Here is a 17380-nt window from a genome sequence, read left to right as displayed (position 1 = left end):
ATGAAGATCAAGAAGGGCGACCTGGTCCAGGTCATCACCGGTAAGGACAAGGGGAAGCAGGGCAAGGTCATTCAGGCCATGCCGACTGAGAACCGCGTCCTGGTCGAGGGTGTCAACCGGGTCAAGAAGCACACCAAGGCCGGTCCCACCGCTGGTGGTTCGCAGGCCGGCGGCATCGTGATCACCGAGGCCCCGATCCACGTGAGCAACGTTCAGCTCGTGGTGGAGAAGGACGGCAAGAAGGTCGTCACCCGCGTCGGTTTCCGCTTCGACGACGAAGGCAACAAGATCCGCGTTGCCAAGCGCACGGGTGAGGACATCTGATGGCTACCACTCCGCGTCTGAAGACGAAGTACCGCGAGGAGATCGCGGGCAAGCTGCAGGAAGAGTTCTCGTACGAGAACGTCATGCAGGTTCCCGGCCTCGTGAAGGTCGTGGTCAACATGGGTGTGGGCGACGCCGCCCGCGACTCCAAGCTGATCGATGGCGCCATCCGCGACCTCACCACGATCACCGGTCAGAAGCCGGCCGTCACCAAGGCCCGCAAGTCCATCGCGCAGTTCAAGCTGCGTGAGGGTCAGCCGATCGGTGCGCACGTCACCCTCCGTGGCGACCGCATGTGGGAGTTCCTGGACCGTACGGTGTCGCTCGCGCTTCCGCGCATCCGCGACTTCCGCGGCCTGTCCCCGAAGCAGTTCGACGGCCGTGGCAACTACACCTTCGGTCTCACGGAGCAGGTCATGTTCCACGAGATCGACCAGGACAAGATCGACCGCGTCCGGGGTATGGACATCACCGTGGTCACCACGGCGACCAACGACGACGAGGGCCGCGCCCTCCTTCGTCACCTCGGCTTCCCGTTCAAGGAGGCGTAAGCGAGATGGCGAAGAAGGCTCTTATTGCCAAGGCTGCTCGTAAGCCCAAGTTCGGTGTGCGCGCCTACACCCGCTGCCAGCGTTGTGGCCGCCCGCACTCCGTGTACCGCAAGTTCGGCCTGTGCCGCGTGTGCCTTCGTGAGATGGCTCACCGTGGCGAGCTGCCGGGCGTGACCAAGAGCTCCTGGTAAACACTCCGCACCCTCGGGTGCGAAGGTTTCCCGAGCTCTCGGTAAGCATCAGGTCGGCGGACCGCCCCGCCCCCATGCCGTAGGCTGGTGTGGTTGGGCGTCCGCCGCCCTATCGACTTACTACGCCGTAGGTCCCCGTGCCGCACCCGTCCCGCCCCTGTGTGGGGAGAGGGATGGCACATACAGGAAACCCCGGCGAGAGAGGCCGAAGGCCGATTCATGACCATGACTGACCCGATCGCAGACATGCTGACCCGTCTGCGTAACGCTAACTCGGCGTACCACGACACCGTGGTGATGCCGCACAGCAAGATCAAGTCGCACATCGCGGAAATCCTCAAGCAGGAGGGTTTCATCACCGGCTGGAAGGTCGAGGACGCCGAAGTCGGCAAGAACCTCGTCCTGGAGCTGAAGTTCGGCCCGAACCGTGAGCGTTCGATCGCCGGCATCAAGCGCATCTCCAAGCCGGGTCTGCGCGTGTACGCGAAGTCCACCAACCTGCCGAAGGTTCTCGGCGGCCTGGGCGTGGCGGTCATCTCCACGTCCCACGGTCTCCTGACCGGCCAGCAGGCGCAGAAGAAGGGCGTGGGTGGGGAAGTCCTCGCCTACGTCTGGTAGTCGGGAACGGAGGAATAGCAATGTCGCGTATCGGCAAGCTCCCCATCCCGGTTCCCGCCGGCGTGGACGTCACCATCGAAGGCCGCACGGTCACCGTCAAGGGCTCCAAGGGCTCCCTGACGCACACCGTCGCCGCCCCCATCGAGATCGTCAAGGGTGAGGACGGCGTTCTGAACGTCACTCGTCCGAACGACGAGCGTCAGAACAAGGCCCTTCACGGCCTGTCCCGCACGCTGGTGGCCAACATGATCACCGGTGTGACCCAGGGATACACCAAGGCGCTCGAGATCAGCGGTGTCGGTTACCGCGTGGCCGCGAAGGGCTCCGCTCTGGAGTTCCAGCTCGGCTACAGCCACCCGATCCTGGTGGAGGCGCCCGAGGGCATCTCCTTCAAGGTCGAGTCCCCGACCAAGCTGTCTGTCGAGGGTATCGACAAGCAGAAGGTCGGCGAGGTCGCCGCCAACATCCGCAAGCTGCGCAAGCCCGACCCGTACAAGGCCAAGGGCGTCAAGTACGCGGGCGAGGTCATCCGCCGCAAGGTCGGAAAGGCTGGTAAGTAAGCCATGGCATACGGTGTGAAGATCGCCAAGGGCGACGCTTACAAGCGGGCCGCCAAGGCCCGCCGCCACATCCGCATCCGCAAGAACGTGTCGGGAACGGCCGAGCGTCCGCGCCTGGTCGTGACGCGTTCGAACCGCAACATCGTGGCCCAGGTCATCGACGACATCCAGGGTCACACCCTGGCGTCGGCGTCGACCCTGGACGCTTCGATCCGCGGTGGCGAGGGCGACAAGTCCGCGCAGGCCCAGCAGGTCGGCGCCCTGGTCGCCGAGCGCGCCAAGGCCGCGGGCGTCGAGACCGTCGTGTTCGACCGTGGTGGCAACAGGTACGCCGGGCGCATTGCCGCTCTGGCTGACGCCGCCCGCGAAGCCGGGCTGAAGTTCTGAGCCCCGGTTCCGGGACTAACGGACGTAACAGAGAGAGGTAATCCAATGGCTGGACCCCAGCGCCGCGGAAGCGGTGCCGGTGGCGGCGAGCGGCGGGACCGGAAGGGTCGCGACGGTGGCGCTGCTGCCGCCGAGAAGACCGCGTACGTTGAGCGCGTAGTCGCGATCAACCGCGTCGCCAAGGTTGTCAAGGGTGGTCGTCGTTTCTCCTTCACCGCGCTGGTCGTGGTGGGTGACGGTGACGGCACCGTCGGTGTCGGTTACGGCAAGGCCAAGGAGGTGCCGGCCGCCATCGCCAAGGGTGTTGAGGAGGCCAAGAAGCACTTCTTCAAGGTCCCCCGTATCCAGGGCACCATCCCGCACCCCATCCAGGGTGAGAAGGCGGCGGGCGTCGTCCTGCTGAAGCCTGCTTCCCCCGGTACCGGCGTCATCGCCGGTGGCCCGGTGCGCGCCGTTCTGGAGTGCGCCGGCGTTCACGACATCCTGTCGAAGTCCCTGGGCTCCGACAACGCGATCAACATCGTGCACGCGACCGTGGCGGCCCTTCAGGGCCTGCAGCGTCCCGAGGAGATCGCGGCCCGCCGCGGTCTGCCCCTCGAGGACGTCGCCCCCGCGGCTCTGCTTCGTGCGCGTGCCGGGGCTGGTGCGTAATGGCCCGCCTCAAGATCACGCAGACGAAGTCGTACATCGGCAGCAAGCAGAACCACCGCGACACGCTGCGTTCGCTCGGGCTCAAGCGCCTGAACGACGTGGTCGTCAAGGAGGACCGTCCTGAGTTCCGCGGCATGGTGCAGACCGTCCGCCACCTCGTGACGGTTGAGGAGGTCGACTGATCATGGCGGAGACCAACCCGCTCAAGATCCACAACCTCCGTCCCGCCCCGGGTGCCAAGACCGCCAAGACCCGCGTGGGTCGTGGCGAGGGCTCCAAGGGTAAGACGGCCGGTCGTGGTACCAAGGGCACCAAGGCTCGTTACCAGGTTCCGGAGCGCTTCGAGGGTGGCCAGGTGCCCCTTCACATGCGTCTCCCGAAGCTCAAGGGCTTCAAGAACCCGTTCCGCACCGAGTACCAGGTCGTGAACCTGGACAAGCTCGCGACCCTGTACCCGCAGGGTGGCGAGGTCACCGTGGCCGACCTGGTCGCCAAGGGTGCCGTGCGCAAGAACCAGCTCGTCAAGGTCCTGGGCCAGGGCGAGATCTCCGTGGCGCTGCAGGTTTCGGTTGACGCCGTCTCCGGCTCCGCCAAGGAGAAGATCGCCGCCGCGGGCGGCACCGTCACCGAGCTCGTCTGATCCGAGACGAGTCCAGTGACTCATATCGAATGAAACCGACCGGGGATGCCTCCACATATGGGGCATCCCCGGTTGGTCGTTCCACGGGAGGTGGGGTCGCCGGTATGGTGGCCTGCACCTTTGTTCTGTCGTATTCGTCGATCCCTCAGACCGTCACCTCTGACGCATCAGCGCGGGGGTCGCAGGAGGCACCGTGCTCACCGCGTTCGCCCGGGCGTTCAAGACGCCCGACCTGCGCAAGAAGCTGCTCTTCACGCTCGGCATCATCGTGCTGTTCCGGCTCGGGTCCCACATCCCGGTACCCGGCGTGAGCTACAAGAACGTCAAGATCTGTCTCGACGCGGCGGGCTCCGGCCAGGGCCTCATGGGCCTGATGCAGATGTTCAGCGGCGGTGCGCTGCTCCAGATCACGATCTTCGCCCTCGGCATCATGCCGTACATCACGGCGAGCATCATCCTGCAGCTCCTCACCGTGGTGATCCCGAAGCTGGAGAACCTGAAGAAGGAGGGACAGAGCGGCACGGCCAAGATCACGCAGTACACGCGTTATCTGACCGTCGCGCTCGCGATCCTCCAGGGCACCGGCCTCGTGGCCACCGCCCGCAGCGGCGCGCTCTTCACCGGTTGCCCGGTGGCCCAGCAGATCGTTCCGGACCGTTCGATCTTCACCACGGTCGTCATGGTCGTCACCATGACCGCCGGTACCTGTGTCGTCATGTGGCTCGGTGAGCTCATCACCGACCGCGGCGTCGGCAACGGCATGTCCATCCTCATGTTCATCTCCATCGCGGCCGGCTTCGTCGGCGCCCTGTGGCAGATCAAGACCTCCGGCAAGATCGCCGACGGTTGGGTCGAGTTCGGCGTCGTGATCCTGGTCGGTCTGGCGATGGTGGCCCTCGTGGTCTTCGTCGAGCAGGCCCAGCGCCGGATCCCGGTGCAGTACGCGAAGCGCATGATCGGACGCCGTGCCTACGGCGGCACCTCCACCTACATCCCGCTCAAGGTGAACCAGGCCGGTGTCATCCCGGTCATCTTCGCCTCGTCGCTCCTCTACATCCCGGCGCTGATCGTCCAGTTCTCCGGCTCCACCGCGGGCTGGGCCACCTGGATCTCGAAGTACTTCGTCAAGGGCGACCACCCGTACTACATCGCCGCCTACTTTCTCCTGATCGTCTTCTTCGCGTTCTTCTACGTGGCCATCTCCTTCAACCCGGAGGAAGTGGCCGACAACATGAAGAAGTATGGTGGCTTCATCCCGGGTATCCGGGCGGGCCGGCCGACCGCCGAGTACTTGAGCTACGTGCTCAACCGGATCACCTGGCCGGGTTCGCTGTACCTGGGTCTCATCGCGCTTGTGCCGACAATGGCGTTGGCCGGCTTCGGCGCGAACCAGAACTTCCCGTTCGGCGGGACGAGCATCCTGATCATCGTGGGTGTGGGTCTGGAAACCGTGAAGCAGATCGAGAGCCAGCTCCAGCAGCGCAACTACGAAGGGTTCCTCCGCTGATGCGAATCGTCCTCGTCGGTCCTCCCGGTGCGGGCAAGGGCACGCAGGCCGCGTACCTCGCCAAGAACCTGAACATCCCGCACATCTCCACGGGCGACCTCTTCCGGGCCAACATCAGCCAGGGCACCGAGCTGGGCAAGCAGGCGAAGGCGTTCATCGACGCCGGCGCGCTGGTCCCGGACGAGGTCACCATCGGCATGGCCAAGGACCGGATGGAGCAGGGGGACGCCGCGGGCGGCTTCCTTCTTGACGGATTCCCGCGCAATCTGGCGCAGGCCGAGGCGCTGGACTCCCTCCTGAAGGAGTCCGGCCACAAGCTGGACGCCGTCCTCGACCTGGAGGTCGAGGAGGACGAGGTGGTCAAGCGGATCGCCGGTCGGCGCATCTGCCGCAAGGACTCCTCGCACGTGTTCCACGCGACCTACGCGGCCCCGGCCGTCGAGGGCGTGTGCGACAAGTGCGGCGGCGAGCTGTACCAGCGTCCGGACGACTCCGAGGAGACCGTCCGGCACCGCCTGGAGGTCTACCACACCGAGACCGAGCCGATCATCGACCACTACAAGGCCCAGGGCCTGCTGGTCACGATCCCCGCGCTCGGCAAGGTCGAGGAGATCACCCAGCGCGCGATGGACGCGCTGAAGAAGTAAGCAGGACCGAACCCCGCGCCGCCGCGCGGGGCCGGTAGCGCCAGACGGCCGCGGTGTCCACCGGACGCCGCGGCCGTACTGTTGAGCAAGACGTGTGACAGACGAGAGGCATGAGGCAGGCAGGCATGGTCCAGATCAAGACCCCGGAGCAGATCGCGAAGATGCGGGAGGCGGGTCTGGTCGTGGCCGCCATCCACGCCGCCACCCGTGAGGCGGCCGTGCCCGGCGCGACCACCCTCGACCTCGACATGGTCGCCCGCAAGGTGATCGCCGACCACGGCGCGAAGTCGAACTTCCTCGGCTACGGCGGCTTCCCCGCGACGATCTGCACCTCGGTCAACGAGGTCGTCGTGCACGGCATCCCGGACGAGAAGACCGTGCTCAAGGACGGGGACATCATCTCGATCGACGCCGGCGCGATCGTGGACGGCTGGCACGGCGACGCCGCGTACACCGCCTTCGTGGGCACCGGGCACGCGCCCGAGCTGATCGAGCTCTCCCGGGTGACCGAGGAGTCCATGTGGGCGGGGATCGCGGCCATGAAGGCCGGCAACCGGCTCGTGGACATCTCCCGCGCCATCGAGACGTACATCAAGCGCCAGCCCCGTCCGGCCACCGGCGAGCACAGCCGCGGTCGCTTCGGGATCATCGAGGACTACGGCGGCCACGGCATCGGCACCGAGATGCACATGGACCCGCACCTGCTGAACTACGTCTCGCGCCGGCGCGGCAAGGGCATCAAGCTCGTCCCCGGCGTCTGCCTCGCGATCGAGCCGATGGTCTCGCTGGGCACCCCCGAGACCGAGGTGCTCGCGGACGACTGGACGGTCGTCAGCACGGACGGCACCTGGTCCTCCCATTGGGAGCACTCCATCGCGGTGACGGAGGAGGGGCCCTTGGTCCTGACTTCGCCCGACTGCGGCAAGGCGAAGCTCGCCGAGTACGGCATCACGGCGGCTCCGGACCCGCTGAACAAGTCCGCTTAATGATCTACACTCATGGGCAAACTTTCCGGATTCGTCTTTCCGGGGGCCCTGACGTAGACTGACTCGTCGGCTCACTGCATCTTCCTGTCCGGACTTCGGACGGGGCGGTGGGAGCCGATCAAGGTAGTCGATCCCGAAGGGCGAAGCGTGGCCAAGAAGCAAGGTGCCATCGAGATCGAGGGCACCGTGATCGAGTCCCTCCCGAACGCGATGTTCAAGGTGGAACTGCAGAACGGTCACAAGGTCCTCGCGCACATCAGCGGCAAGATGCGGATGCACTACATCCGCATCCTCCCGGATGACCGGGTCGTCGTGGAGCTTTCCCCGTACGACCTGACGCGTGGCCGGATCGTCTACCGATACAAGTAGATCTTGCCCGCCGGCCCTCGCGCATTCCGCGCGGGGGCTGCCGGCACTGACCCGGAGAACCTCACCACATGAAGGTCAAGCCGAGCGTCAAGAAGATCTGCGACAAGTGCAAGGTGATCCGCCGTCACGGCCGGGTCATGGTCATCTGCGACAACCTGCGCCACAAGCAGCGCCAGGGCTGACGCACGCCGACCGACCTGCATTTCGCAGTTCTTCGCGCGACGCAAGCAGTACGTACACACGCAGGGCCCGCCCAGTTCCGTGACGGAACCGGCGGCACCTCCGGCGGGGGCCGGGGACTCGACTCGTACCTCACACGGCGAGCCGGGAGCGGCCTTGCTGAAGACCCCCGAACACACAGGAGCCATTGAATGGCACGCGTTTCCGGTGTCGACATCCCGCGCGAAAAGCGTGTGGAGATCGCACTCACCTACGTCTTCGGTATCGGGCGCACCCGGTCCAAGGAGATCCTCGCCTCCACCGGCGTGAACCCGAACACCCGCGTTCGCGACCTGGCCGAAGAGGACCTGGTCAAGATCCGCGAGTACGTGGACGCCAACCTCCGCACCGAGGGTGACCTCCGCCGCGAGATCCAGGCCGACATCCGCCGCAAGGTCGAGATCGGCTGCTACCAGGGTCTGCGCCACCGTCGTGGCCTGCCCGTGCACGGTCAGCGCACCAGCACGAACGCCCGTACCCGCAAGGGCCCGCGTCGCGCCATCGCCGGCAAGAAGAAGCCGGGCAAGAAGTAGTCCTCAGCGGACACGCTTTCCAGCGGTCTTGCGCTGTAGGACCGACCACCTCCCTGTAGGAGTAAGAGATGCCCCCCAAGGGTCGTCAGGGCGCTGCCAAGAAGGTGCGCCGCAAGGAAAAGAAGAACGTCGCTCACGGGCACGCCCACATCAAGAGCACGTTCAACAACACGATCGTCTCGATCACCGACCCCTCGGGCAACGTGATCTCCTGGGCCTCCGCCGGCCACGTCGGCTTCAAGGGCTCGCGCAAGTCCACCCCCTTCGCCGCGCAGATGGCCGCCGAGTCGGCCGCCCGCCGCGCGCAGGAGCACGGCATGCGCAAGGTCGACGTCTTCGTCAAGGGTCCCGGCTCCGGCCGTGAGACCGCGATCCGCTCCCTCCAGGCCACCGGCCTCGAGGTGGGTTCGATCCAGGACGTCACCCCCACCCCGCACAACGGCTGCCGTCCGCCGAAGCGCCGCCGCGTCTGACCCGGGCGGTACGCCTCGCGCGTGCCCCGCGTCACGTGGTTCCGGGCGGCGTGCTCCCCTTCGGGAGCGCGTCGCCCGTACCCTTGTCTTACCGCTGCCCACCGGCAGCGGACCGTCGGGCGTCAAATAGCGGGCGTCCACGAATGAAGGAATCAACGACATGCTGATCGCTCAGCGTCCCTCGCTGACCGAAGAGGTCGTCGACGAGTACCGCTCGCGGTTCGTGATCGAGCCGCTGGAGCCGGGCTTCGGCTACACCCTCGGCAACTCCCTCCGCCGCACCCTCCTGTCCTCGATCCCGGGTGCCGCTGTCACCAGCATCCGCGTCGACGGCGTCCTGCACGAGTTCACCACCGTGCCGGGGGTCAAGGAGGACGTGACCGACATGATCCTCAACATCAAGCAGCTGGTCGTCTCCTCGGAGCACGACGAGCCGGTCGTGATGTACCTGCGCAAGCAGGGCCCGGGTCTGGTCACCGCCGCCGACATCGCGCCCCCGGCCGGTGTCGAGGTGCACAACCCCGACATGGTCCTCGCCACCCTCAACGGCAAGGGCAAGCTGGAGATGGAGCTGACCGTCGAGCGCGGTCGCGGCTACGTCTCCTCCGTCCAGAACAAGCAGCTGGGCCAGGAGATCGGTCGCATCCCGATCGACTCCATCTACAGCCCCGTGCTCAAGGTCACCTACAAGGTCGAGGCGACCCGTGTCGAGCAGCGCACCGACTTCGACAAGCTGATCGTCGACGTCGAGACCAAGCAGGCCATGCGCCCGCGCGACGCCATGGCGTCCGCCGGCAAGACCCTGGTCGAGCTCTTCGGCCTGGCCCGCGAGCTGAACATCGACGCCGAGGGCATCGACATGGGCCCGTCCCCCACGGACGCCGCCCTGGCCGCCGATCTCGCGCTGCCGATCGAGGAGCTGGAGCTGACCGTTCGCTCCTACAACTGCCTCAAGCGCGAGGGCATCCACTCGGTGGGCGAGCTCGTGGCCCGCTCCGAGGCCGACCTGCTCGACATCCGCAACTTCGGTGCGAAGTCGATCGACGAGGTCAAGGCGAAGCTGGCCGGCATGGGCCTGGCGCTCAAGGACAGCCCGCCCGGATTCGACCCGACCGCCGCCGCCGACGCCTTCGGCGCCGACGACGACGTGGACGCCGGCTTCGTGGAGACCGAGCAGTACTAGTCGGGCCGGGCCCTTCGGGGTCCGTCCGTACGATGACTCGTGGCGCGCGCTTCGGCGCGCGTCGCGCACCCTCCCGGCAAAAGCCGGGGGGAACTGACACCGGTACCTCGCACGGCCGGTGCAGCACAGAGGAGAAACACCATGCCGCGTCCCACCAAGGGCGCCCGCCTCGGCGGCTCCGCCGCGCACGAGAAGCTTCTGCTCGCGAACCTCGCGAAGTCGCTCTTCGAGCACGGCCGCATCACCACGACCGAGGCCAAGGCCCGTCGCCTGCGTCCCGTCGCCGAGCGCCTCATCACCAAGGCGAAGAAGGGCGACATCCACAACCGTCGCCTGGTGCTCCAGACCATCACGGACAAGAGCATCGTCCACACCCTCTTCACCGAGATCGCCCCCCGCTACGCGGAGCGTCCCGGTGGTTACACCCGCATCACCAAGATCGGCGGTCGCCGCGGCGACAACGCGCCGATGGCCGTGATCGAGCTGGTCGAGGGCGAGATCGCCAAGGCCGCCACGATCGCCGAGGCCGAGGCCGCCACCAAGCGTTCCGTCAAGGAGGCCGAGGCCAAGGCCGAGGCCGCCGAGACCGAGGCGCCGGCCGAGGAGACCAAGGAGGCCTGAGGCCCCCTTGGATCGCCCGCGGGCTGATTCGCACGACCGGGCCCGTTCCCTTCGGGGGGCGGGCCCGTTCGCGTGCCCGGAGGCGCGCGGGCGGGGCGGGCGGCGCGCGGGTGAGAGGATGCTCGGGTGAGTGACGAGGTGGAGCCCGGGCTGGTTCGGGTGCGGTTGGATCTGTCGTACGCCGGTGGCGATTTCTCGGGCTGGGCCAAGCAGCCCTCCCGGCGGACAGTGCAGGGCGAGCTGGAGTCGGCGCTGTCGACCGTGATGCGGCTGCCGGAGGCGGTGGAGCTGACGGTGGCGGGCCGGACCGACGCGGGGGTGCACGCGCGCGGGCAGGTGGCGCACGTGGACCTGGCGCGCGAGGTGTGGGAGGAGCACCACGACAAGCTGCTGCGGCGGCTGGCGGGGCGGCTCCCGCACGACGTGCGGGTGTGGCGGGTGGCCGAGGCCCCCGCGGGCTTCGACGCGCGGTTCTCGGCGATCTGGCGGCGCTACGCGTACCGGGTCGGGGACCACAAGGGCGGGGTGGACCCGCTGCTGCGCGGGCACGTGCTGTGGCACGACTGGCCGCTGGACGTGGCCGCGATGAACGAGGCGTCGAGGGCGCTGCTGGGCGAGCACGACTTCGCCGCGTACTGCAAGAAGCGGGAGGGCGCGACCACCATCCGCACCCTCCAGAGGCTGGAGTGGGAGCGGGGCGCGGACGGGCTCGTCACGGCGACGGTCCGCGCGGACGCGTTCTGCCACAACATGGTGCGCTCGCTGGTGGGCGCGCTGTTGCACGTGGGCGACGGGCACCGGCCGGTGGAGTGGCCCGGCAAGGTGCTGGCGGCCGGGGTGCGGGATTCCTCCGTGCACGTGGTGAAGCCGCACGGGCTGACGCTGGAGGAGGTCGGCTACCCGGCCGACGAGCTGCTGGCGGCGCGCAGCCGGGAGGCGCGGAACCTGCGGACCCTGCCGGGCCGCGAGGAGTCCCCGGGCTGCTGCTGAGCCCGGCGGAATATCGGTTTGGGGCCGGGGGCGGTCGGCCGGGAGAATGCCCGGCATGGGACATCTTGAGGCGAGCCACCTGGAGTACCACCTTCCCGACGGGCGGGTGTTGCTCGACGACGTCTCGTTCCGGGTCGGCGAGGGCTCCGTGGTGGCCTTGGTCGGCGCGAACGGCGCCGGCAAGACCACGTTGTTGAAGCTGCTGTCGGGCGAGCTGGCGCCGCACGGCGGCGGGGTCACCGTGACCGGGGGGCTCGGCGTGATGTCGCAGTTCGTCGGCTCGGTGCGGGACGAGACCACGGTCCGGGACCTGCTGGTGTCGGTGGCGCAGCCGGCGCTGCGGGAGGCGGCGCGGGCCGTGGACCGGGCCGAGCACCTGATCGTGACGGTGGACGACGAGGCCGCGCAGATGACCTACGCGCAGGCGCTCAGCGACTGGGCCGACGTGCGCGGGTACGAGGCCGAGACCCTGTGGGACGTGTGCACGACGGCCGCGCTGGGGGTTCCGTACGAGAAGGCGCAGTTCCGTGAGGTGCGCACGCTCTCGGGCGGTGAGCAGAAGCGGCTGGTGCTGGAGGCGCTGCTGCGGGGCACGGACGAGGTGCTGATCCTCGACGAGCCGGACAACTACCTCGACGTGCCGGGCAAGCGCTGGCTGGAGGAGCAGCTGAAGACCACCCGCAAGACGGTGCTCTTCGTCAGCCACGACCGGGAGCTGCTGTCGCGGGCCGCGCAGAAGATCGTCAGCCTGGAGGCGGGCGGCGGCGAGGGTTCCGAGGCGTGGGTGCACGGCGGCGGGTTCGACACCTTCCACCAGGCGCGGCGGGACCGGTTCGCGCGTTTCGAGGAGCTGCGCAAGCGGTGGGACGAGAAGCACGCGCAGTTGCGCAAGCTCGTGTTGAACCTGCGTCAGGCGGCGGCCGTCAGCCACGACATGGCCTCGCGGTACGCGGCGGCGCAGACCCGGCTCAAGAAGTTCGAGGAGGCCGGGCCGCCGCCGGAGCCGCCGCGCGAGCAGGACATCACGATGCGGTTGGGCGGCGGGCGCACCGGGGTGCGGGCCGTGACGGTGGCGGGGCTGGAGCTGACTGGCCTGATGAAGCCCTTCGACCTGGAGGTCTTCTACGGGGAGCGGGTGGCGGTGCTGGGCTCGAACGGATCGGGCAAATCGCACTTCCTGCGGCTGCTGGCGGGGGAGGGCGTGACGCACACCGGGGAGTGGCGGCTGGGCGCGCGGGTGGTGGCGGGGCATTTCGCGCAGACGCACGCGCGGCCGGAACTGTTCGGTCGGACCCTCGTGGACGTGCTGTGGACGGAGCACGCGAAGGACCGGGGCGCGGCTATGAGCGTGCTGCGGCGCTACGAGCTGGAGCGGCAGGGGGACCAGGCGTTCGACCGGCTGTCGGGCGGTCAACAGGCGCGGTTCCAGATCCTGTTGCTGGAGCTGTCGGGGTCCACGGCGCTGTTGTTGGACGAGCCGACGGACAACCTGGACCTGGAGTCGGCGCAGGCCCTTCAGGACGGTCTGGAGCGGTACGACGGGACGGTGCTGTGCGTGACCCACGACCGGTGGTTCGCGCGGAGCTTTGACCGTTACCTCGTCTTCGGGTCGGATGGGGTCGTGCGCGAGACCGCCGAGCCGGTCTGGGACGAGCGGCGGGTGGAGCGCGCCCGCTGAGCTCCGCGCCGTGAGGTGCTGTGAGGGAAGTGGATGGGGGCGCGGGTGAGCGGCAGGGCTGCGGCGGCGGCGAGAGGGCTGTCCGGGCGGGTGCGGCGGGTGCGGGACCGGGTGGACGGGTTCGGGCACCGGGTGCTGGCCTGGGCGGCGCAGCCGGCGTCGCGGCCCTGGTGGGCGGCGATGTTCGCGGTCGTGGTGGGGATCTCGGTGGCGACGAGCCTGCGGGAGAACTGGGGCTCGGACAACGCGTTCGCGGTGAAGGCGGCGGACGCGTTGTTGGCGGGGGAGTCGCCGTACGAGGACAAGCGGTTCCTGTACCTGCCGAGCGCGGTGCTGTTGGCGGTGCCGGAGGCCCTGGTGCCGACGCCGGTGCTGCGGGTGTTGTTGCCGGCCCTGGTGTCGGGGCTGGTCGCGGTGGGGTGGTGGGCCTCGCTGCGGTTGCTGTCGGTGCCGGCGCGGTCGCGGTTCGCGGTGGTCGGGTTCGGGGTGCTGGCCATCGGTTTCAAGCCGTACGTGAACCTGGTGCTGATCGGGAACTGGACGGTGTTGTCGGCGGCGGCGCTGCCGGTGGCGCTGTGCTGGGCGGCCGGGGGGCGCTGGGGCCGGGCGGGGATGCTGCTGGGGCTGGCGGTGGCGGCGAAGCCGATGCTGGTGCCGATGGCGGCGGTGTTCCTGTTGGCGCGGGCGTGGCGGGGGCTGGCCGGGTTGGTGCTGGTGCCGCTCGGGTTGTCGTTGGCGGGGGCGTTGGCGATGCCCTCGCCGTCGTTGTTCTTCACCAAGACCCTGCCGTTCCTGCTCGGGGGGCAGGACGCGTTCGCGTTGCCGTGGGACGCGTCGCCGATCGCGGTGCTGCCGCGGTTGGGGGTGCCGGCGTGGGTGGCGGTGGGGGTGTCGTTCGCGGGGGCGGCGGCGGGGCTGTGGGCGGTGTGGGCGCGGTGGCGTCGGGGGGACGAGGGGCCGCTGCGGTTGGCGGAGACCTCGTGCGCGGTGATGTTGGCGGCGTTCCTGGTGTCGCGACCCTCGTTCGATCACTACCTGCTGGTGGTGTTGCCGTTGCTGTTGGTGTCGACGGCGCGGGTGGGGGCGGTGGCGCGGTCGGTGTGGTTGTGGGTGGCGCTGGTGCCGCAGGTGGGCGGGGTGCCGTGGCCGGGTCTGAGCGGGAAGCGGCGGGCGTTTCGGGACTGCTTCACGCTGGTGGTGATCGCCGGGACGGTGGTGCGCGGGTGTCTGCGGCCGGCTCGGGTTAACCTGGACGACGAACGCACCGCGGGAGCGGTCGTGCCCTCGGCCCGGAGTCACCCCGGAGAGCGGCCCGCGAGAGCGGGTGCGCGTCCGGCGTTTTGACCCGTCCGGGGCATCGCGGCTATCCTGCTGGTTCGTTATGCGTATTGGCTTGCTCATTCTCACGTGAAAGGGCCCTTACGCCGGTCCACCGGGCCGATGACCAGCGGTGCACACGGGTTGCGTCCCCGGAGTGCACCAGGGCTGTCGTGATCGTCCGTGGTGACCCATGTCAGGACCTGTTCGCTCGGTTTCGGCCGGGTGGACGCCCACCACTGAAGAAGCGAAGGCATACGCGTGCGTACGTTCAGCCCCAAGCCCGGCGACATTTCGCGCCAGTGGCACGTCATCGACGCCCGAGACGTCGTCCTCGGCCGTCTGGCGACCCAGGCCGCCAACCTCCTGCGGGGCAAGCACAAGCCCACTTACGCCCCGCACATGGACATGGGTGACTTCGTCATCATCATCAACGCCGACAAGGTGCACCTGTCCGGCAACAAGGCGTCGCAGAAGCTGGCCTACCGCCACTCCGGCTACCCGGGCGGTCTCCGCTCGGTGCGCTACGACGACCTGCTCGCGAACAACCCCGAGAAGGCCGTCGAGAAGGCCATCAAGGGCATGGTTCCGAAGAACTCCCTGGGCCGTCAGATGCTCTCGAAGCTGAAGGTCTACTCGGGCGACCAGCACCCCCACGCTGCGCAGCAGCCGGTGCCGTTCGAGATCACCCAGGTCGCGCAGTAGTTCCGGCCACCCCCTAAGACGTAGAGAAATCTGAGGAGAATCGTGGCCGAGACCACCGTCGAAACCCCCATTGAGGGCGACGAGACCTACGACGCCGTCACCACCTTCGAGTCGGAGGCGCCGGAGGGTGACTACACCTCCGAGTCGCTCGCCGGCCGCTTCGGCGACCCGCAGCCGGCCGCCGGCCTGGGCCGTCGCAAGAACGCCATCGCCCGCGTCCGCATCATCCCGGGCACCGGCAAGTGGAAGATCAACGGTCGCACCCTTGAGGACTACTTCCCCAACAAGGTGCACCAGCAGGAAGTCAACGAGCCCTTCAAGGTGCTCGAGCTCGACAACCGCTACGACGTCGTCGCCCGCATCGCGGGTGGCGGCGTGTCCGGCCAGGCCGGCGCCCTGCGCCTCGGTGTGGCCCGTGCGCTGAACGAGGCGGACGTGGACAACAACCGCCCGGCGCTGAAGAAGGCCGGCTTCCTCTCCCGTGACGACCGCGCGGTCGAGCGGAAGAAGGCCGGTCTCAAGAAGGCCCGCAAGGCTCCGCAGTACAGCAAGCGCTAAACACCGCCTGCAGTTCTGCACGATTCCGCCCCGGCGGCACACCTGTGCTGCCGGGGCGGTTCGTTTGTCGCCGAAAGCGGCGTATACCTGTCACAAGCAGCTCATAAAGCGGCGCGCGAGCGGTGCACGAGCAGTGCGCGAACGGTGCGCGAACGGTCGGTCCCGAACACGGGGGGCCGGCCGCTTCTCGGCACCGGGCACGGATCAGTCACGGAACTCGGAGGACACAGTGGGACGACTCTTCGGCACGGACGGCGTACGCGGTGTCGCCAACGCGGATCTCACGGCCGAGCTGGCGCTCGGTCTGTCCGTGGCGGCCGCACACGTGCTGGCGGAGGCGGGGACCTTCGAGGGTCACCGTCCCACGGCGGTGGTGGGCCGCGATCCGCGGGCCTCGGGCGAGTTCCTGGAGGCCGCGGTCGTCGCCGGCCTCGCGAGCGCGGGCGTGGACGTCCTGCGCGTCGGTGTGCTGCCCACCCCGGCGGTGGCGTATCTCACCGGCGCGCTGGGTGCCGACCTCGGCGTGATGCTCTCCGCGAGCCACAACGCGATGCCCGACAACGGGATCAAGTTCTTCGCGCGCGGCGGGCACAAGCTGGCCGACGAGCTGGAGGACGGCATCGAGACCGTCTACGAGCAGCACCGCACCGGCGCCCCCTGGGACCGTCCGACCGGCGCCGGCGTGGGCCGGGTCAGCGACTACGACGAGGGCTTCGACCGCTACGTCGCGCACCTGATCGCCGTGCTCCCCAACCGGCTCGACGGGCTGCGGATCGTCCTGGACGAGGCGCACGGCGCGGCCGCGCGGGTCTCCCCGGAGGCGTTCGCGCGGGCCGGCGCCGAGGTGATCACGATCGGCGCGGAGCCCAACGGGCTCAACATCAACGACGGCTGCGGCTCCACCCACCTGGACCTGCTGAAGAAGGCCGTGGTCGAGCACCGCGCCGACCTCGGCATCGCCCACGACGGGGACGCGGACCGCTGCCTGGCGGTGGACGCGGACGGCCGCGAGATCGACGGGGACCAGATCCTCGCCGTGCTGGCCCTGTCCATGCGCGAGCGCGGGCAGCTGCGCGGGGACACCGTGGTCGGCACCGTGATGTCGAACCTCGGGTTCAAGCTCGCCATGGAGTCCGAGGGCATCGCCCTGGTGCAGACGGCGGTCGGCGACCGCTACGTGCTGGAGTCGATGAAGGAGCACGGCTACGCGCTGGGCGGCGAACAGTCCGGCCACGTGATCATCCTCGACCACGCCACCACCGGCGACGGCACCCTCACCGGCCTGATGCTGGCCGCGCGGATCGCGGAGACCCGGAAGTCGCTGGCCGAGCTGGCCGGGGTCATGAAGCGGCTGCCGCAGGTCCTGATCAACGTGCCCGACGTGGACCGCTCCCGCGTGGGCACCTCGGCGGAGGTCGCCGCGGCCGTCACCGAGGCCGAGCGCACCCTGGGCACCACCGGCCGCGTCCTGCTGCGCCCCTCGGGCACCGAGCCGCTGGTCCGCGTGATGGTCGAGGCCGCCGACATCGAGCAGGCCCGCGCCGTCGCCGGCCGCCTGGCCGACGTGGTCAAGGCCGCCCTCGGCTAGACACCCCCGCACCACCCCCGACGGGGCGCCCTCCGAACCCGGAGCGCGCCCCGTCGGCGTGTCGGCCCGTTCTCGCGGGGTGGG

At 68.8% G+C, this 17380-nt stretch carries 24 protein-coding genes; all 24 read left to right on the top strand.

Annotated elements, in window-relative coordinates; translation table 11 throughout:
• On the top strand, positions 1 to 324 hold the full coding sequence (gene rplX, locus ACN20G_RS09315) for a 50S ribosomal protein L24 (protein WP_424212270.1): 324 nt from the start codon (positions 1 to 3) through the stop codon (positions 322 to 324).
• Positions 324 to 875, top strand: a complete 552-nt coding sequence (gene rplE / locus ACN20G_RS09310) for a 50S ribosomal protein L5 (RefSeq protein ID WP_424212269.1) — start codon at positions 324 to 326, stop codon at positions 873 to 875. The genes rplX and rplE overlap by 1 nt, the downstream gene beginning before the upstream one ends.
• Before the next feature lie 5 nt (positions 876 to 880).
• Complete coding sequence (locus ACN20G_RS09305; RefSeq protein ID WP_003956452.1) at positions 881 to 1066, top strand: type Z 30S ribosomal protein S14; 186 nt, start codon at positions 881 to 883, stop codon at positions 1064 to 1066.
• A 219-nt stretch (positions 1067 to 1285) separates the two neighbouring features.
• Entirely contained in the window at positions 1286 to 1684 is a 399-nt protein-coding gene (gene rpsH / locus ACN20G_RS09300) for a 30S ribosomal protein S8 (RefSeq protein WP_424212268.1), read from the top strand.
• Between the two features lie 20 nt (positions 1685 to 1704).
• Positions 1705 to 2244, top strand: a complete 540-nt coding sequence (rplF, locus tag ACN20G_RS09295; protein ID WP_424212267.1) for a 50S ribosomal protein L6 — start codon at positions 1705 to 1707, stop codon at positions 2242 to 2244.
• Between the two features lie 3 nt (positions 2245 to 2247).
• The gene (gene rplR / locus ACN20G_RS09290; RefSeq protein WP_424212266.1) at positions 2248 to 2631 is read left to right on the top strand and encodes a 50S ribosomal protein L18; all 384 of its coding nucleotides are present in this window, start codon (positions 2248 to 2250) and stop codon (positions 2629 to 2631) included.
• A gap of 45 nt (positions 2632 to 2676) precedes the next feature.
• Positions 2677 to 3282, top strand: a complete 606-nt coding sequence (gene rpsE, locus ACN20G_RS09285; protein ID WP_128554712.1) for a 30S ribosomal protein S5 — start codon at positions 2677 to 2679, stop codon at positions 3280 to 3282.
• Complete coding sequence (rpmD, locus tag ACN20G_RS09280) at positions 3282 to 3464, top strand: 50S ribosomal protein L30 (RefSeq protein WP_053682614.1); 183 nt, start codon at positions 3282 to 3284, stop codon at positions 3462 to 3464. Before rpsE ends, rpmD begins: the two co-directional genes overlap by 1 nt.
• A 2-nt stretch (positions 3465 to 3466) precedes the next feature.
• The gene (gene rplO, locus ACN20G_RS09275; protein ID WP_424212265.1) at positions 3467 to 3922 is read left to right on the top strand and encodes a 50S ribosomal protein L15; all 456 of its coding nucleotides are present in this window, start codon (positions 3467 to 3469) and stop codon (positions 3920 to 3922) included.
• Between the two features lie 193 nt (positions 3923 to 4115).
• A complete protein-coding gene (gene secY, locus ACN20G_RS09270; protein ID WP_424212264.1) occupies positions 4116 to 5429 on the top strand; it encodes a preprotein translocase subunit SecY in 1314 nt (437 codons plus the stop codon).
• A complete protein-coding gene (locus ACN20G_RS09265; RefSeq protein ID WP_424212263.1) occupies positions 5429 to 6076 on the top strand; it encodes an adenylate kinase in 648 nt (215 codons plus the stop codon). The genes secY and ACN20G_RS09265 overlap by 1 nt, the downstream gene beginning before the upstream one ends.
• Before the next feature lie 125 nt (positions 6077 to 6201).
• Positions 6202 to 7062, top strand: coding sequence for a type I methionyl aminopeptidase (gene map, locus ACN20G_RS09260; RefSeq protein ID WP_424215441.1), 861 nt, complete (start codon positions 6202 to 6204; stop codon positions 7060 to 7062).
• A gap of 147 nt (positions 7063 to 7209) precedes the next feature.
• Positions 7210 to 7431: a translation initiation factor IF-1 gene (gene infA / locus ACN20G_RS09255; protein WP_003956442.1), complete on the top strand. Its 222-nt coding sequence runs from the start codon at positions 7210 to 7212 to the stop codon at positions 7429 to 7431.
• Between the two features lie 68 nt (positions 7432 to 7499).
• The gene (rpmJ, locus tag ACN20G_RS09250; protein ID WP_003956441.1) at positions 7500 to 7613 is read left to right on the top strand and encodes a 50S ribosomal protein L36; all 114 of its coding nucleotides are present in this window, start codon (positions 7500 to 7502) and stop codon (positions 7611 to 7613) included.
• A gap of 189 nt (positions 7614 to 7802) precedes the next feature.
• Positions 7803 to 8183 (top strand): 30S ribosomal protein S13, encoded by a 381-nt coding sequence (rpsM, locus tag ACN20G_RS09245; RefSeq protein ID WP_146481856.1) that lies wholly within the window; start codon positions 7803 to 7805, stop codon positions 8181 to 8183.
• A 68-nt stretch (positions 8184 to 8251) separates the two neighbouring features.
• The gene (rpsK, locus tag ACN20G_RS09240; RefSeq protein ID WP_003956432.1) at positions 8252 to 8656 is read left to right on the top strand and encodes a 30S ribosomal protein S11; all 405 of its coding nucleotides are present in this window, start codon (positions 8252 to 8254) and stop codon (positions 8654 to 8656) included.
• Positions 8657 to 8816: 160 nt separating this feature from the next.
• On the top strand, positions 8817 to 9839 hold the full coding sequence (locus tag ACN20G_RS09235; protein ID WP_424212261.1) for a DNA-directed RNA polymerase subunit alpha: 1023 nt from the start codon (positions 8817 to 8819) through the stop codon (positions 9837 to 9839).
• A gap of 141 nt (positions 9840 to 9980) precedes the next feature.
• A complete protein-coding gene (gene rplQ / locus ACN20G_RS09230) occupies positions 9981 to 10460 on the top strand; it encodes a 50S ribosomal protein L17 (protein ID WP_424212260.1) in 480 nt (159 codons plus the stop codon).
• Positions 10461 to 10586: 126 nt separating this feature from the next.
• Entirely contained in the window at positions 10587 to 11450 is an 864-nt protein-coding gene (gene truA, locus ACN20G_RS09225) for a tRNA pseudouridine(38-40) synthase TruA (RefSeq protein ID WP_424212259.1), read from the top strand.
• A gap of 55 nt (positions 11451 to 11505) precedes the next feature.
• Positions 11506 to 13128 (top strand): ATP-binding cassette domain-containing protein, encoded by a 1623-nt coding sequence (locus ACN20G_RS09220; RefSeq protein ID WP_424212258.1) that lies wholly within the window; start codon positions 11506 to 11508, stop codon positions 13126 to 13128.
• A 45-nt stretch (positions 13129 to 13173) separates the two neighbouring features.
• Entirely contained in the window at positions 13174 to 14472 is a 1299-nt protein-coding gene (locus ACN20G_RS09215; protein ID WP_424212257.1) for a glycosyltransferase family 87 protein, read from the top strand.
• Positions 14473 to 14706: 234 nt separating this feature from the next.
• Positions 14707 to 15150 carry a 50S ribosomal protein L13 gene (gene rplM, locus ACN20G_RS09210; RefSeq protein WP_424212256.1) on the top strand — a complete coding sequence of 148 codons (444 nt, stop codon included), beginning with the start codon at positions 14707 to 14709 and terminating at the stop codon, positions 15148 to 15150.
• Positions 15151 to 15192: 42 nt separating this feature from the next.
• Complete coding sequence (rpsI, locus tag ACN20G_RS09205; RefSeq protein WP_424212255.1) at positions 15193 to 15708, top strand: 30S ribosomal protein S9; 516 nt, start codon at positions 15193 to 15195, stop codon at positions 15706 to 15708.
• A 229-nt stretch (positions 15709 to 15937) separates the two neighbouring features.
• Positions 15938 to 17296, top strand: a complete 1359-nt coding sequence (gene glmM, locus ACN20G_RS09200) for a phosphoglucosamine mutase (protein ID WP_424212254.1) — start codon at positions 15938 to 15940, stop codon at positions 17294 to 17296.
• The last annotated feature ends 84 nt before the right edge of the window (positions 17297 to 17380 follow it).

This window comes from Streptomyces dryopteridis (assembly GCF_049606955.1).
Lineage (GTDB): Bacteria > Actinomycetota > Actinomycetes > Streptomycetales > Streptomycetaceae > Streptomyces.
Note: the sequence above shows the minus strand (reverse complement) of the source record. Positions and strands in the feature narration are given on the sequence as shown.